Source organism: Bradyrhizobium sp. WSM2254, assembly GCF_000472645.1.
GTDB classification, from domain to species: domain Bacteria; phylum Pseudomonadota; class Alphaproteobacteria; order Rhizobiales; family Xanthobacteraceae; genus Bradyrhizobium; species Bradyrhizobium niftali.
Window position 1 is genome coordinate 24290 of record NZ_AXAB01000014.1, and the last position, 15436, is coordinate 39725.

Here is a 15436-nt window from a genome sequence, read left to right on the forward strand (position 1 = left end):
CGCATGGCACGCGCGCGTCACGCCGGTACCGGCGCGGTGTTAACCGCATGGCAGGCGACGCCGCCGATCAGTTCAGGGGCTTCCTTGCGGCAGAGATCGAACGCCAGCGGACAGCGCGGATTGAAGGCGCAGCCGGGCGGCGGATTGATCGGGTTCGGAATCTCGCCCTTGACCGGAATGCGCTGGCGGCCGCTCATGGCAAGATCGGGCACGGCGCCCAGCAGCATCTTGGTGTAGGGCATGCGCGGGCGGGCAAACAGCTCGCGGCCTTCCGCGATCTCGACGATGCGGCCGAGATACATCACGCCGACGCGGCTCGCCATGTGGCGGACGACGGCAAGGTTGTGGCTGATGAACATGTAGGTCAGGCCGAACTTGTCCTGGAGGTCGCGCATCAGGTTCAGGATCTGCGCCTGCACCGAGACGTCGAGCGCCGAGGTCGGCTCGTCGCAGACGATGAACTCGGCATCGGACGCGAGCGCCCGCGCGATCGCGATACGCTGGCGCTGGCCGCCGGAGAATTCATGCGGAAATTTCAGTCGGTCGTCGGGATGCAGGCCGACGAGGGTGAGCAGCTCGCCGACGCGCGCCTGGATGTCGCGCTCGCCCTGGATCAGGTCGAAGGCGCGGATCGGCTCGGAGATGATGGCATCGACCCGGAAGCGCGGATTCAGGCTCGCATAGGGATCCTGGAAGATCATCTGGATGCGGCGGCGCAGCTTTCGCCGCGCCGGCGCCTGCCGCGGGTCCGCCATCGAGACGCCGTCGATCTGGACGTCGCCGGAGCTCGGCGGCAACAGGCCGACCACCATCCGCGCCACCGTGGTCTTGCCGGAGCCGGACTCGCCGACCAGCGCAAAGGTCTCGCCCTTCCTGATGTCGAAGGTGACGCTGTCGACAGCCTTGAGATATTCGAGGTGCCCGCCTTCCAGCACGCGGTTGAGCCAGGGCTTCGAGACATCGAAGACGCGGCGCAGATTTGTGGCTTGGACGAACGGGGCGCTCATGCCGCGCTCTCCGCCGGCACATCGTCATAGAGATGGCAGGCGACCGACTGCGCCCCCCGCGGCAGTGGCTCCGGCCGATCGACGCGACAGCGGTCGAACGCGAACGCGCAGCGCGGATTGAACGAGCAACCGCGCGGAATCGCCGACAGGCGCGGCATGGAGCCGGGGATCTGCACCAGGCGCTTGTCCTCGCCCGCGAGCGTCGGTATCGCGCCCATCAATCCTTTTGCGTAGGGATGCAGCGGGTTCCTCACGACGTCCTGCACCGGACCGATCTCGACGACGCGGCCGGCATACATCACCGCGACGCGATCCGAGGTTTCCGCGATCACGCCCATGTCGTGAGTCACCAGCATCACCGCGGTACCGTGGTCGCGGCCGAGCCGTTTGATCAGCGAGATGATCTGCGCCTGCACGGAGACGTCGAGCGCCGTGGTCGGCTCGTCCGCGATGATCAGCTCCGGTTCGGCGCAGATCGCGAGCGCAATCACCACGCGCTGGCGCATGCCGCCGGAGAACTCGTGCGGATAGCCGTCGATGCGCTTTTCCGGCGCGGGAATCCCGACTTCGGCGAGCAGGTCGATGGCGCGGCGGCGGGCCGCCTGTTCGGACAGATTGAGGTGGGTCCGGATCGTTTCCACGATCTGGTCGCCGACCCGGTACAGCGGATTGAGCGAGGTGAGGGGATCCTGGAAGATCATGCCGATGCGTTTGCCACGGATGCGGCGCATCTCCTCCGGCGGCAGATTGTCGATGCGCATGCCTGCGAGATGAATCTCGCCGCCGGCGATGCGGCCGGGAGGATCGATCAGGCCGATTACCGCGAGGCCGGTGACGGATTTGCCGGCGCCGGATTCACCGACCACCCCCAGCACCTCGCCCTTGGCGATGTCGAAGGAGACGTCGTCGATGGCGCGCAACGTGCCGCGGCGGGAGGCGAACTCCACCTGGAGATTGCGGACGGAGAGAACAGGTTCGGTCATGGGCGACGCACACTCATCGAAGTTTCGGGTTGAGCGCGTCGCGCAGCCAATCGCCGAGCAGGTTGATGGAGAGGATCAGCGCGGCGAGCGCGAGCCCGGGGAAGGCGACGATCCACCATTCGCCCGCGAACAGATAGTTGTTGCCGATGCGGATCAGCGTGCCGAGCGAGGGCATGGTGTCGGGCAGGCCGACGCCGAGGAAGGACAGCGTCGCCTCGGTGATGATGGCGAGCGCGAGGTTGATGGTGGCGATCACCAGGATCGGGCCCATCGTGTTCGGCAGCACGTGCCGCAGCATGATCACGGGAGCGGGCAGGCCGATCAGCTGCGCGGCGGCCACGTAGTCCTTGTTCTTCTCGACCATCACGGAACCGCGCACGGTCCGGGCATAACCCACCCAGAAACTCAGGCCGATCGAGATCACCAGCACCACCAGCATGCTGGTCGCATCCAGCCGGTTGCCGAGGATTGATTTGGCGATGCCATTGACCAGCAGCGCGATCAGGATGGCGGGGAAGGTGAGTTGGACGTCGGCGATTCGCATGATCACGCCGTCGACCGCGCCGCCGAAATAACCGGCGATCAGGCCGAGCGCGATGCCGAGCGCACCGGCAAAGATCACGCCGGCCACGCCGACGGCGAGCGAGATACGCATGCCGTAGAGGATGGCGGAGAACACGTCACGGCCCTGCTCATCGGTGCCGAGCAGGAACGGGCTCTGGCCGTCGGCGGTCCACAGCGGCGAAATCCGCGAGTTCATCAGCTGAAGTTGCGCCGGATCGAACGGGTTCTGGACCGCGAGCACGGAGGCAAAGATCGCGAGCAGGAAGAACAAGACCGTGATGGCGGCCGCAACCATGGTGAGCTTGGAGCGGCGGAAGGAATAGAAGACGTCGCTGTCGAGCGCGCGGCTGAGCCAGCCGCGGGCAGCGTGGGTCGGCTGCGTGGTTTGCTTGTCGGAATTGGAGACGACTGCGTCGGACATGAAGGTTGCCTTATGTCGCGCGGCCGACGGTCGAGCGCAGGCGCGGATCGACCACGGTGTAGAGGATATCGACCACCAGATTGATGGTGACGAAAATCAGCGAGACCATCAGCAGGTAGGCGGCCATAATCGGTATATCGACGTTTTGCACGGCCTGAACGAACAGAAGTCCCATGCCCGGCCACTGGAACACGGTTTCGGTGATGATCGAAAATGCAATAACCGAGCCAAACTGGAGCCCGGCTACCGTGATCACGGGAATGAGCGTGTTCTTCAGCGCGTGGCCGAAATGGATGGCACGGGTCGTGAGCCCCCGGGCGCGGGCGAAGCGGATATAGTCGGTTCGCAGCACTTCGAGCATCTCCGCGCGCACCAGCCGCATGATCAGGGTCATCTGGAACAGGCCGAGCGTGATCGAGGGCATGATCAGCGCCTTTAGGCCCGACAGCGTGAGCAGGCCCGTCGTCCACCAGCCGAGCCTGACCACCTCGCCGCGGCCGAACGAGGGCAGCCAGCCCAATGTCACCGCGAACAGATAGATCAGGAGGATGCCGATCAGGAACGTCGGCAGCGAGATGCCGATCAGCGAAACCGCCTGGAATAATTTGGCGAGCGCGGTGTCGCGCTTCAGTGCCGAATAGACGCCCATCAGGATGCCGAACACCATTGCGAATACGGTCGCGCAGATCGCAAGTTCCAGCGTCGCGGGCATGCGCTCCATCAATAGCGTCGAGACCGGCTGGCGGAACTGATAGGAGATGCCGAACTTGAACTGCGCGGCGTCGCCGAAATAGCGCACGAACTGCACCGGCACGGGATCATCGAGGCCGAGCGACTTGCGCACGGCTTCGCGTTCGGCCGCCGACGTGTCGATCGAGACGATCTGGTTCACGGGATCGCCGGCGAATCGGAACATCGAGAACGCGATGATGCCGACGGCGAACATGACGCCGATAGCCTGAACGGCGCGGCGAAGAGTGAAAGCGAGCATTTCTTCCACTGTCCTTGGGTGTGCTTGCAGCCGACGTCTTTGTCAGCCGGAAAAAGGAAAGGTCCCGGAAGCCTGACGCTCCCGGGACCTTGTGTTCAACTGACGCTATTCCTTCTTGGTCGCCCAGTGGAACATGACCAGGTTGTCGGCGCGCTGCGGCAGGTTGACCTTCTTCGATACGCCCCAGGCCAGCGCCTGTTGGTGCAGCGGGATGTAGGACCAGTCCTTGTTGCCGATTTCGTAGGCCTGCTTGATCAGCTGGTTGCGCTTGGCGGTGTCGGTTTCGACCAGCACCTTGTCGGTGATGGCGTCGAACTCCTTGTTGCAGTAGCCGCCGAGATTGGCCTCGCCCCGCGAGGATTTCGCATCGTCGCGGCAGCCCATGATGTCAAAGAGCACGTTGTGGGAGTCCATCGTGCTCGGCGTCCAGCCCAGCATGTAGAACGAGGTCTGGTAGCCGCCTTGCTTCAGCACCTTGGCGAAGTATTGCGCCTTCGGCTGCGCCAGCAGATTGATCTTGACGCCGATGCGGGCGAGCATGCCGACGACGGCCTGGCAAATCGCGGCGTCGTTGACGTAGCGATCGTTCGGGCAATCCATGGTGACCTCGAAGCCATCGGGATAGCCGGCCTCGGTCAGGAGCTTCTTGGCGCCGTCGGGATCGAATTTCGGCCGCGCGAACTCCTTGGACAGTATGAACAGCTCCGGTGCGATCATCAGCGCCGACGGTGTCGCCAGCCCGCGCATCACGCGCGTCTTGATCAGCTCGATGTCGATCGCCTTGTAGAACGCCTCGCGGACCTTGATGTCCTTGAACGGGTTCTTGCCCTTGATGTTGGAGTAGAGCAGCTCATCCCGCATTTGGTCGAAGCCGATGAAGATGGTGCGCAGCTCCGGCCCCTTCAGCACCTGGGCATTCGGGCTGGAATCGACGCGGGAGATGTCCTGGATCGGCACCGGCTCGATGACGTCGACTTCGCCCGAGAGCAGGGCGGCGACGCGGGTGGCGTCGGAGGAGATCGGAGTGAAGATGATCTCCTTCAAATTGCCTTCGACCTTGCCCCAGTAATTGGGATTGGCCTTGAACACCGTCTTCACGCCGGGCTGATGGCTCTCGATGATGAAGGGACCGGTGCCGTTCTCATGAAGCGAGGCGTAGCTCGGCGTGGTCGCCGCCACCGGCGTCGGGTCGACGACGTTATTCTCCTCGGCCCATTTCTTGTCCATGATGTACCAGACATCCCACGCGTTATGCAGGATGGGGTTGGGCGAGGGCAGGACGAAATCGACGGTGTAGTCGTCGACCTTGACCACCTTGACATCGGGCGCAAGGCGGGTCTGCATATTCGACCCCTTCTTGCGGACGCGATCGGCCGAGAACACCACGTCGTCGGCGGTGAAGGGGTCGCCGTTGTGGAATTTCACGCCCTTGCGCAGATGGAAGCGCCAGCGGGTCGGCTCCGGGGTTTCCCAGCTTTCCGCCAGCGCCGGAATGATCTTGAGGTCCTTGTCGCGCGCGGTGAGGCCTTGATAGACGTGACCGAGATGGGCGTGGGTGGTGCTCTCGTTGAGCGTATAGGGATCTAGCGACTTCAGGTCACCCTGGTTGGCATAACGTAGCGTCTGGCTCGACGCTGGCGAGACCGCCAACGCAAGCGTACCGGCGAGCGTCGCCGCAAACAGAGTTCGTCCGACTGACATTCTTAACCCTCTCCACACTGCCACGCCGGTGATTTTTGATTGTTCGGCGGGCTGACTGATCCATGTTGCCCAGAGTTCACGACCCGTGCAAGCGCCATTCCAGCAAGGAACGCGCCAAGTTGCACCGCTGTGCAGCAATGCTGACCGGCAATCTAGGGGAGGTCGGCGCGCGAATGACATTCGACTTTCGACCTGTGAAGTCCCGGGATAAAGGGAAACTGGCCCTGTCGGCCGTTGGCGTCTCGGCCGTCCGCGCTGCGGTCGCGGCCGAGCGATTTGATTGACCATACCCGCCGATTGCGGGAGCCTGCGCCCCGCAGCGCGTCCGAGGTCGCTTGCGTTGCACACCGTGTCGCGGCGATACTCGGACAGACTGCTCGAATCTCATCCGGAGGGGACATGAAAGTTAACATCGAAATCGACTGCACCCCCCTCGAGGCCCGTCAGTTCTTCGGATTGCCGGACGTCTCGCCGATGCAGATTGCCGTCATGGACAAGCTACAGCAGCAGGTCCTGAGCAATATCGACAAGGTCTCGCCGGAATCGCTGATCCAGAGCTGGTTCACTTTCGATCCGAAGATCGCCGAGCGGTTTCAGGACATGTTCGTCACCATGGCCGGCCTCGGCGGAACGCGTAGCGGCGACAAGAAGAAGTAATGGCGCCCGGGCGGGACGGGCCGCAACCGTCAGACCGGCTTCGTCCGCCGGGCCTTGGTTTGCTGCTCGCCGAAGCCCGCGGGCTGTTCGAGTTCAACGCCAGCCTGCTGTTGTCGCCGGTCCTGATGCGCGCGCCCAGGGGCGACGGCCATCCGGTGCTGACGTTGCCCGGCTTTCTCGCCAGCGATCTTTCGATGGCGCCGATGCGGCGCTATCTCAGTGAGCTCGGCCATGAGGCACATGCCTGGCGGATGGGCCGCAATCTCGGCGGCCTGGGGCGGATGCGGGAGGCTCTTCGTGCCCGCCTCGCCGAGATCCACGCCGCGACGGGGCGCAAGGTCAGCCTGGTCGGATGGAGCCTCGGCGGCGTCTATGCCCGCGATCTCGCGCTCCAGGCGCCCGACATGGTCCGTTACGTCGTGACGCTCGGCAGTCCTTTCGCCAACGATGTGCGGGCGACCAATGCCACGCGGCTCTACGAGGCGCTGTCCGGCGAGCGGGTCGAGGATTTTGCCGACCTGCGCGAGGCGATCGCCGGCGATCTGCCGGTGCCGGCGACATCGATCTATTCTCGCGCCGACGGTGTCGTGAACTGGCGGACCTGCCTGTTGCGCCCCTCGGACCGGGCCGAGAACATCGAGGTGCACCTGGCGAGCCATATCGGGCTCGGCGTTAACCCCGCAGCGCTGTGGGCCGTGGCGGACCGGCTGGCGCAACCGGAGGGGGAATTTTCGCCATTTGACCGGGCAGGGCCGTTTGCCATTGCATATGCCCCGCCGGAGCGGGCAATATCGGCCTGACGAGAAGCGCCGCCCAAGGCGCCCGTCAAAGCTTGCGGGAGGGAACTATGGCTGACGGTAAGAAGCTGTCGTCGCTGGACGCGTCGTTTCTCTATCTGGAAACGCCGGAAATGCCGATGCATGTCGGCAGCATGGCGATCTTTCGCCTGCCCGACGATTACAAGGGCGACTTCTTCGAAGACTTCAAGGCGATGATCGTCTCGCGCCTGCACATCGCGCCGATCCTGAAGGCGCGGCTGGAGAAGGCGCCGCTCGACATCGATCATCCCTCGTGGGTCGAGGACGATCAGTTCGACATCGACCGTCACATTTTCCGCGCCAGCCTGCCGCAGCCGCGCGACCGCGCCACGCTCGAGCGCATCGTCGGCTGGATGCACGCCAAGCTCCTGAACCGCGCCCGCCCGCTCTGGGAGTTCTACGTGTTCGAGGGCATGAAGGACAACGAGGTCGGGCTCTATTCCAAGATGCACCATGCCGCCATCGACGGCGGTGCCGGCGCGGCGCTGACCAACATGATCTACGACATCTCGCCGATCCCGCGGAAGGTCGATCCGCCGGCAGCGGGAGCCAAGCCCGGACAGGAGCCGCGCGACATCGCCGCCAACCTGCTCGATTCCTACCAGCAGCTCTTCAGCCAGCCGCTCGATGCCTCGGCCGCTGCGAAGAACCTGCAGCTGCCGCGCACCGGCAAGAGCGACATCGGCTCGATCCTGTTCGACAATGCGATGTACCAGATCGAGAGCGCGGTGCGCTTCGCCGGCAACATCCCGACCGTGCTCAAGAGCGTGTCCGACGTGCTCGGCAAGGTCGCCGATCCGAAGTCGCGTGAGAGCCTGGCCAGCATGGTGTCGCCGCCGACCATGCTCAACAAGACCATCTCCTCGGAGCGCAGCTTCGCCGGCGTGTCGATCCCGCTGTCGCGGGCGAAGGCGCTGGCCAAGCAGGCCGGCGGCAAGCTCAACGACGTCGTGCTGGCGCTCGCCTCCGGTGTGGTCCGCCGCTATCTCCAGCAATACGGCACGCTGCCGGCGAAATCCTTGACCGCCGCCGTGCCGATCTCGCTGCGCGAGGAAGGCAACACCGAGGCCAACAACCAGGTGTTCGGCATGATCTGCGCGATCGCGACCAACATCGACGATCCCAAGGCGCGACTGGAGGCGATCATCGCGCAATCGACCAAGTCCAAGGAGATGTCGCATCCGCTGCGCGCCCTGATGCCGCAAGTGTCCAACATCTCGATGCTGGGTGCGCCGATCATGGTGCAGATCCTGGCGCTGCTCTACAGCCGCTCGAACCTGTCGGACGTGCTGCCGCCGGCCGCCAACATCACGGTGTCCAACGTGCCCGGGCCGCGGCAGACGCTCTACGCCGCGGGTGCCGAGCTGTTGCACATCTTCCCGGTGTCGATCTCGACGCACGGGCAGGCGCTCAACATCACCGTGCAGAGCTATCGCGACCAGCTCGATTTCGGTTTCATTGTCGGCGCCAACATCATTCCGCATGTGCAGGTGATGTGCGACATGCTGCCCGAGGAGTTTGCTGCGCTGGAGGCGGCCTATGCGCCGCCAGCGGCCGACGTCAAGGGCGCTGCTGAGTAGGAATGTCCCGATGATCGAAATGCCGCCGCTCAAGTTCGTGCAGACGAACGGAATCCGCATGGGTTATTACGAGGCCGGTCCGGTCTCCGACACCCCGCCGATGGTGCTGTGCCATGGCTGGCCGGAGCTCGCCTTCTCCTGGCGCCATCAGATCAAGGCGCTGAGCGAGGCCGGAATCCGGGTGATCGCGCCGGACCAGCGTGGTTACGGCGCGACCGACCGGCCCGAGCCGGTCGAGGACTACGATATCGAGCACCTGACCGGCGATCTCGTCGGTCTGCTCGATCATCTCGGGATCGACAAGGCGATCTTCGTCGGCCACGACTGGGGCGGCTTCATCGTCTGGCAGATGCCGTTGCGGCACGTCGACCGGGTTGCGGGGGTTGTCGGCATCAACACGCCGCATACCAACCGTGCCTGGGCCGATCCGATCGAGCTGCTGCGCGCGCGGTTTGGCGACAAGATGTACATCGTGCAGTTCCAGGACCCGTCGCGTGAACCTGACAGGATCTTTGGCAGTCGCGTCGAGCAGACCTTCGATGCGTTCATGCGCAAGCCGGCGCCGCGCCCGCCCGATGCGCCGGCAGAGGAAGTGATTGCCGGCGTGGGCGCTTCGCCGCGGGTCAATCTCGCGTTTCCGCAGATGATTGCGGCTTACGACGCGAAGCACGATCCGCGCACGCCGATCCTGTCGCCGGAAGAGAAGAAGGTGTTCGTCGACAATTTCACCAGAACGGGCTTCACCGGTGGCATCAACTGGTACCGCAACATGTCGCGCAACTGGACGCGCGCCGAAGGGCTCGATCATACGGTGCGCGTGCCGTCGCTGATGATCATGGCCGAAAACGACGCGGTGTTGCCGCCGTCTTCCGCCGACGGCATGGACAAGCTGATTCCCGATCTCGAAAAATATCTGGTCCGCGACAGCGGCCATTGGACGCAGCAGGAGAAGCCGGGAGAGGTCAGCGCCAAGTTGATCGAATGGCGTAGAAGGCGATTTGGGTGACGATGCCGTCGTCAGTGTAGATGGAACGTCATTCCGGGGCGCCCGAAGGGCGAACCCGGAATCTCGAGATTCCGGGTTCGATGCTGCGCATCGCCCCGGAATGACGCGATCAGGGGGAAGCGCACGTCAATGTCATCCAAGAATCGTCTGGACCCGATTCCGCAGCCGCCGACCAAGCCGGTGGTCGGCAACATGCTGTCGCTGGACTCGGCCGCCCCGGTGCAGCACCTGACGCGGCTCGCCAAGGAGCTCGGGCCGATCTTCTGGCTCGACATGATGGGCTCGCCGATCGTCGTCGTCTCCGGCCACGATCTCGTCGACGAGCTCTCCGACGAGAAGCGCTTCGACAAGACGGTGCGTGGCGCGCTGCGGCGCGTGCGCGCGGTCGGCGGCGACGGCCTGTTCACGGCCGACACCCGCGAACCGAACTGGAGCAAGGCGCACAACATCCTGCTCCAGCCCTTCGGCAACCGTGCCATGCAGTCCTATCACCCGAGCATGGTCGACATCGCCGAGCAGCTCGTCAACAAATGGGAGCGGCTCAACGCCGACGACGAGATCGATGTCGTCCACGACATGACCGCCCTGACGCTGGACACGATCGGCCTGTGCGGTTTCGAGTACCGCTTCAATTCCTTCTACCGGCGCGACTACCATCCCTTCGTCGAGTCGCTGGTGCGCTCGCTCGAAACCATCATGATGACGCGCGGTCTGCCGTTCGAGCAGATCTGGATGCAGAAGCGGCGCAAGACGCTCGCCGAAGACGTCGCCTTCATGAACAAGATGGTCGACGAGATCATCGCCGAGCGCCGCAAGAGCGCGGAGGGGATCGACGACAAGAAGGACATGCTCGCGGCGATGATGACCGGCGTCGACCGCTCGACCGGCGAGCAGCTGGACGACGTCAACATCCGTTACCAGATCAACACGTTCTTGATCGCTGGCCACGAGACCACGAGCGGCCTGTTGTCCTACACGCTCTATGCGCTCTTGAAGCATCCCGACATTCTCAAGAAGGCCTACGACGAGGTCGATCGCGTCTTCGGTCCCGATGTCAACGCGAAGCCGACCTATCAGCAGGTGACGCAGCTCACCTACATCACGCAGATCCTGAAAGAGGCGCTGCGGCTGTGGCCGCCGGCGCCGGCCTACGGCATCTCACCGCTGAGCGACGAGACCATCGGCGGCGGCAAGTACAAGCTCAGGAAGGGCACGTTCATCACCATTCTGGTGACGGCACTGCATCGCGATCCCTCCGTCTGGGGGCCAAATCCCGATGCCTTCGATCCCGAAAATTTCAGCCGCGAGGCGGAGGCCAAGCGGCCGATCAATGCCTGGAAGCCGTTCGGCAACGGCCAGCGTGCCTGCATCGGTCGCGGCTTTGCCATGCACGAGGCCGCGCTCGCGCTCGGCATGATCCTCCAGCGTTTCAAGCTGATCGACCACCAGCGCTACCAGATGCACCTGAAGGAAACGCTGACGATGAAGCCGGAGGGCTTCAAGATCAAGGTTCGCCCGCGCGCCGATCGCGAGCGTGGTGCTTATGGCGGGCCTGTCGCCGCCACGGCTTCGGCGCCGAAGACGCCGCGCCAGCCGACGGCGCGGCCGGGCCACAACACGCCGATGCTGGTGCTTTACGGCTCCAATCTCGGCACCGCCGAGGAACTCGCGACGCGCATGGCCGATCTTGCCGAGATCAACGGCTTTGCCGTGCATCTCGGGCCGCTCGACGAGTATGTCGGCAAGCTGCCGCAGGAGGGCGGCGTGCTGATCATCTGCGCCTCCTACAACGGCGCGCCGCCGGACAATGCGACGCAGTTCGTCAAATGGCTCGGCGACGATCTGCCCAAGGATGCCTTTGCCAATGTGCGCTACGCCGTATTCGGTTGCGGCAACAGCGACTGGGCCGCGACCTATCAATCGGTGCCGCGCTTCATCGACGAGCAATTGTCGAAGCACGGCGCGCGCGCGGTCTATCCGCGCGGCGAGGGCGATGCGCGCAGCGATCTCGACGGCCAGTTCCAGAAATGGTTCCCGGCGGCTGCGCAGGTCGCGACCAAGGAGTTCGGCATCGACTGGAACTTCACCCGCACCGCGGAGGACGACCCGCTCTACGCGATCGAGCCTGTCGCGGTGACCGCCGTCAACACCATCGTCGCCCAGGGCGGCGCAGTGGCGATGAAGGTGCTGGTCAATGACGAGCTTCAGAACAAGAGCGGGTCCAATCCGTCGGAGCGATCAACGCGCCATATCGAGGTGCAGCTGCCGTCCAATATCACCTATCGCGTCGGCGATCATTTGAGCGTCGTCCCGCGCAACGACCCGACGCTGGTGGATTCGGTCGCTCGCCGCTTCGGCTTCCTGCCGGCCGACCAGATCAGGCTTCAGGTCGCCGAAGGCCGCCGCGCGCAATTGCCGGTCGGCGAGGCCGTGTCGGTCGGCCGACTGCTCAGCGAGTTCGTCGAGCTGCAGCAGGTGGCGACGCGGAAGCAGATCCAAATCATGGCCGAGCACACGCGCTGCCCGGTGACCAAGCCGAAGCTGCTGGCCTTCGTCGGCGAGGAGGCCGAGCCGGCCGAGCGCTACCGCACCGAGATTCTGGCGAGGCGCAAATCGGTGTTCGACCTGCTGCTCGAATATCCGGCCTGCGAATTGCCGTTCCACGTTTATCTGGAAATGCTCTCGCTGCTGGCGCCGCGCTATTACTCGATCTCCTCCTCGCCGTCGGTCGATTCGGCGCGTTGCAGCGTCACGGTCGGCGTGGTCGAAGGGCAGGCCTCCTCCGGGCGCGGCGTCTACAAGGGCATCTGCTCGAACTATCTCGCCAACCGGCGCGCGGGCGATGCGGTCTACGCCACCGTGCGTGAGACCAAGGCCGGCTTCCGGCTCCCGGATGATCCATCGGTGCCGATCATCATGATCGGACCGGGCACGGGACTTGCGCCGTTCCGCGGCTTCCTCCAGGAGCGCGCCGCGCGCAAGGCGAAAGGCGCTGCGCTCGGTCCGGCCATGCTGTTCTTCGGCTGCCGCCACCCCGACCAGGATTTTCTCTACGCCGACGAGCTGAAGGCCTTGGCTGCAAGCGGCATCACCGAGCTCTTCACCGCATTCTCGCGCGCGGATGGACCGAAGACCTATGTGCAGCACGTGATCGCAGCGCAGAAGGACGAGGTCTGGCCGCTGATCGAGCAGGGCGCCATCATCTACGTTTGTGGCGACGGCGGCAAAATGGAGCCCGACGTGAAGGCGGCGCTCGTTGCGATCCATCGCGAGAAGAGCGGTAGCGATGCGGCCGCCGGTGCGCGCTGGATCGAGGAGATGGGCGCGAAGAACCGCTACGTGCTCGACGTCTGGGCGGGCGGTTAGCCGTAGATTGTAGGGTGGGTTAGCGAAGCGTAACCCACCATGTTTCAGCGCAGGCAGAACGAAGTTGGTGGGTTACGCCTTCGGCTAACCCACCCTACGATTTCCGATCGTGCTAAAGCTCGCGCATGATTCCCTGGGAAAAGATCGACACCGCCCAAATCCCCGGTTCCGATGGCGAACTCCGCCTGATGCGGCGCGGCAAGGAGTTCTCCATCATGCTCGGCACCAACGAGCTGATGAACAGCCGCCTGTCGGGCTCCGAGGCAGCGCTTGCGACATTGGCGGCGAAGCAGATCGAGAAGGTCGCAAAGCCCGTCGTCCTGATCGGCGGCCTCGGCATGGGCTTTACGCTGCGTGCAGCCCTTGCCGTGCTCGGCAGCAAGGCGAAGATCGTGGTGTCCGAGCTCGTGCCGGCGGTGGTCGCCTGGGCGCGAGGTCCGATGTCGCAGGTCTTCGGCGACAGTCTTGATGATGTCAGGGTGAGCATCCGCGAGACCGATGTCGCCGAAATCATCCGGACGAAGGGATCGGCCTTCGACGCCATTCTCCTCGACGTCGATAACGGGCCGGAAGGGCTGACCCGGAAGGGCAATGATGCACTCTACAACGCGAGCGGGTTGAAAGCGGCCAAGACGGCGCTGCGGCCGGGCGGCGTGCTCGCCGTCTGGTCGTCGGGGCCCAACTCGGCATTCACCAGGCGCCTTGGGAGCGCCGGCTTCGACGTGAATGAAGTCAATGTCCGCGCCACCGGCAGAGGCGGCGGCGCGCGCCACGTGATCTGGATCGCGCGGAAGAGCTAGGCGGTCTGCCTCTCTGCGCGTTCGATCCGTCAGAACATCGTGTTATTGTTCGCCGGATTTTCCGGGATCGGCTGCACGACGTCCCAGTGCTCGACGATCTTGCCGTTCTCCAGCTTGAAGATGTCGACGATTGCGTTGCCCCTTGCGCCGGGTTCGCGAACCGCGTGCACGTGGAGAATGACATATTCGCCGTCGACGAACGAGCGCTTGATCTCGCTGTGCGAGTTCGGAAACTTCTCGCGCAGGAAGCCGATGAACTTGCGAAAGCCGTCCGGACCATCCGCTGCATTTGGATTGTGCTGCACATAGCGGTTGCCCATATAGGCGATGGCAGCATCGGCGTCCTTCTGATTGAGGCCTTTCTCGTAGAAGGCAAGCACGGCGGTGCGATTGGCCTCCTCTTGCGCGCTGCCGGCGCTCGCGGCGCCGTTGCCGAGCGACAGCATGAGAATGGAGGCCGCAATCATTGCGACAGGCCGGACGATGAGGTGCATGGGAGCTCCGAGAGGCCGCAGCCTCTGTCTTGCGATTGAGGGAGGCCTGTATAGCTTCCGTGCCGGCATGCGTTAAGAGAGTAACCGGAAGCTCACATGGTCACCGCGAGGAGACTGCTCGCGTCGGTCTACGCCGCCTGTGCTGCCGCACCATGCGCGTGCTTGTCGATGGCCCCGATGATCTCGGGCCAGAAGCGCATCGGCAGCGCGTGGCCCATGCCCTCGATCATCAACAGCTTTGCGCCGGGGATCGAGGCGGCCGTGTCCTTGCCGCCTTCGGGATGGACCAGGGGATCAACCGTGCCGTGGATCACCAGCGTCGGCGTCTTCAGGCCGTGCAGCCGCTCCTTGCGGCTGCCGGACGCAAGCACGGCACGGAGCTGCCGGCCGACGCCGGCCGGATTGAGCCCGCGCGCGAACACGCGCTCGGCACGACCAGGATCGCGCGCTTCCTCTTCCGGAAAGGACCCGGCGCGCAGCACCTTCCAGGTCTGGCCGAAGCGGACGATGAACTCCTCCTTGCTGCGCGGCGGCGGTGCCATCAGCATCGCGGCGGCCTCGCGTGTCGGCGGCGGCACGCGCGGATTGCCTGTGGTCGACATGATCGAGGTCAGCGAGCGCACGCGCGCGGGAAACGACAGCGTCACCTCCTGCGCGATCATGCCGCCCATGGAGGCGCCGACCAGATGCGCCGACTTGATGCCGAGCGCGTCCATCAGGCCGACGGTGTCCCTGGCCATGTCGATCAGCTTGTAGGTCGCGGCGACGGGAATCTTGAGGAAGCGCAGCTTCAGCAGCTCGAGCGGCGTCAGGCGTTTGCCGCCCGTCAGATGGCTCGACTTGCCGATGTCTCGATTGTCGAAGCGGATCACGCGAAAGCCGTGCGCGGCGAGCTGCTCGCAGAACGCGTCGTCCCAATGGATCATCTGCGCCCCGAGCCCCATGATCAGCAACAGCGGCTCGGCGTTGTCGTCGCCGAAACTCTCGTAGCAAATGTCGATGCCGTTGGCGCGGACGGTCTGGGGCGGCTGATGGGCGTTCACGGGCG

Annotated in this window: 13 protein-coding genes; 6 read left to right on the forward strand and 7 right to left on the reverse strand. The window is 64.5% G+C overall.

Annotation, left to right across the window (positions count from 1 at the left end; all coding sequences use genetic code 11):
* Positions 1-17: 17 nt before the first annotated feature.
* The 5 genes from A3M7_RS0110955 to A3M7_RS0110975 all read right to left on the reverse strand — a co-directional run bounded on the left by A3M7_RS0110955 (position 18) and on the right by A3M7_RS0110975 (position 5667).
* Complete coding sequence (locus A3M7_RS0110955) at positions 18-1007, reverse strand: ABC transporter ATP-binding protein (RefSeq protein WP_027543970.1); 990 nt, start codon at positions 1005-1007, stop codon at positions 18-20.
* A complete protein-coding gene (locus A3M7_RS0110960) occupies positions 1004-1990 on the reverse strand; it encodes an ABC transporter ATP-binding protein (protein WP_027543971.1) in 987 nt (328 codons plus the stop codon). The genes A3M7_RS0110955 and A3M7_RS0110960 overlap by 4 nt, the downstream gene beginning before the upstream one ends.
* A gap of 13 nt (positions 1991-2003) precedes the next feature.
* Complete coding sequence (locus A3M7_RS0110965) at positions 2004-2975, reverse strand: ABC transporter permease (RefSeq protein ID WP_027543972.1); 972 nt, start codon at positions 2973-2975, stop codon at positions 2004-2006.
* Positions 2976-2985: 10 nt separating this feature from the next.
* Positions 2986-3966, reverse strand: coding sequence for an ABC transporter permease (locus tag A3M7_RS0110970; protein ID WP_027543973.1), 981 nt, complete (start codon positions 3964-3966; stop codon positions 2986-2988).
* 105 nt (positions 3967-4071) lie between these two features.
* A complete protein-coding gene (locus A3M7_RS0110975) occupies positions 4072-5667 on the reverse strand; it encodes an ABC transporter substrate-binding protein (protein ID WP_027543974.1) in 1596 nt (531 codons plus the stop codon).
* Positions 5668-6066: 399 nt separating this feature from the next.
* On the opposite strand from A3M7_RS0110975, the gene A3M7_RS0110985 reads away from it, so the two are divergent.
* The 6 genes from A3M7_RS0110985 (at position 6067) to A3M7_RS0111010 (ending at position 13894) form a co-directional block, all read left to right on the forward strand.
* The gene (locus A3M7_RS0110985; RefSeq protein WP_027543975.1) at positions 6067-6324 is read left to right on the forward strand and encodes a DUF6489 family protein; all 258 of its coding nucleotides are present in this window, start codon (positions 6067-6069) and stop codon (positions 6322-6324) included.
* The gene (locus A3M7_RS0110990) at positions 6324-7124 is read left to right on the forward strand and encodes a triacylglycerol lipase (protein ID WP_027543976.1); all 801 of its coding nucleotides are present in this window, start codon (positions 6324-6326) and stop codon (positions 7122-7124) included. The genes A3M7_RS0110985 and A3M7_RS0110990 overlap by 1 nt, the downstream gene beginning before the upstream one ends.
* Positions 7125-7171: 47 nt before the next feature.
* Positions 7172-8722, forward strand: coding sequence for a wax ester/triacylglycerol synthase family O-acyltransferase (locus A3M7_RS0110995; RefSeq protein ID WP_027543977.1), 1551 nt, complete (start codon positions 7172-7174; stop codon positions 8720-8722).
* Positions 8723-8732: 10 nt separating this feature from the next.
* The gene (locus A3M7_RS0111000; RefSeq protein WP_027543978.1) at positions 8733-9728 is read left to right on the forward strand and encodes an alpha/beta fold hydrolase; all 996 of its coding nucleotides are present in this window, start codon (positions 8733-8735) and stop codon (positions 9726-9728) included.
* A gap of 129 nt (positions 9729-9857) precedes the next feature.
* Complete coding sequence (locus A3M7_RS0111005; RefSeq protein WP_027543979.1) at positions 9858-13094, forward strand: bifunctional cytochrome P450/NADPH--P450 reductase; 3237 nt, start codon at positions 9858-9860, stop codon at positions 13092-13094.
* 125 nt (positions 13095-13219) lie between these two features.
* The gene (locus A3M7_RS0111010; protein WP_027543980.1) at positions 13220-13894 is read left to right on the forward strand and encodes a spermidine synthase; all 675 of its coding nucleotides are present in this window, start codon (positions 13220-13222) and stop codon (positions 13892-13894) included.
* A 29-nt stretch (positions 13895-13923) separates the two neighbouring features.
* On the opposite strand, the gene A3M7_RS0111015 is transcribed toward A3M7_RS0111010, so the two are convergent.
* A complete protein-coding gene (locus A3M7_RS0111015; protein ID WP_027543981.1) occupies positions 13924-14388 on the reverse strand; it encodes a nuclear transport factor 2 family protein in 465 nt (154 codons plus the stop codon).
* Positions 14389-14516: 128 nt separating this feature from the next.
* The gene (locus A3M7_RS0111020; RefSeq protein ID WP_027543982.1) at positions 14517-15431 is read right to left on the reverse strand and encodes an alpha/beta fold hydrolase; all 915 of its coding nucleotides are present in this window, start codon (positions 15429-15431) and stop codon (positions 14517-14519) included.
* Positions 15432-15436 lie beyond the last annotated feature (5 nt).

Coding starts and splice junctions, on each gene's coding strand:
- A3M7_RS0110955 (WP_027543970.1), bottom strand. CDS start 1,007: ATGAGCGCCCCGTTCGTCCAAGCCACAAATCTGCGCCGCGTCTTCGAT.
- A3M7_RS0110960 (WP_027543971.1), bottom strand. CDS start 1,990: ATGACCGAACCTGTTCTCTCCGTCCGCAATCTCCAGGTGGAGTTCGCC.
- A3M7_RS0110965 (WP_027543972.1), bottom strand. CDS start 2,975: ATGTCCGACGCAGTCGTCTCCAATTCCGACAAGCAAACCACGCAGCCG.
- A3M7_RS0110970 (WP_027543973.1), bottom strand. CDS start 3,966: ATGCTCGCTTTCACTCTTCGCCGCGCCGTTCAGGCTATCGGCGTCATG.
- A3M7_RS0110975 (WP_027543974.1), bottom strand. CDS start 5,667: ATGTCAGTCGGACGAACTCTGTTTGCGGCGACGCTCGCCGGTACGCTT.
- A3M7_RS0110985 (WP_027543975.1), top strand. CDS start 6,067: ATGAAAGTTAACATCGAAATCGACTGCACCCCCCTCGAGGCCCGTCAG.
- A3M7_RS0110990 (WP_027543976.1), top strand. CDS start 6,324: ATGGCGCCCGGGCGGGACGGGCCGCAACCGTCAGACCGGCTTCGTCCG.
- A3M7_RS0110995 (WP_027543977.1), top strand. CDS start 7,172: ATGGCTGACGGTAAGAAGCTGTCGTCGCTGGACGCGTCGTTTCTCTAT.
- A3M7_RS0111000 (WP_027543978.1), top strand. CDS start 8,733: ATGATCGAAATGCCGCCGCTCAAGTTCGTGCAGACGAACGGAATCCGC.
- A3M7_RS0111005 (WP_027543979.1), top strand. CDS start 9,858: ATGTCATCCAAGAATCGTCTGGACCCGATTCCGCAGCCGCCGACCAAG.
- A3M7_RS0111010 (WP_027543980.1), top strand. CDS start 13,220: ATGATTCCCTGGGAAAAGATCGACACCGCCCAAATCCCCGGTTCCGAT.
- A3M7_RS0111015 (WP_027543981.1), bottom strand. CDS start 14,388: ATGCACCTCATCGTCCGGCCTGTCGCAATGATTGCGGCCTCCATTCTC.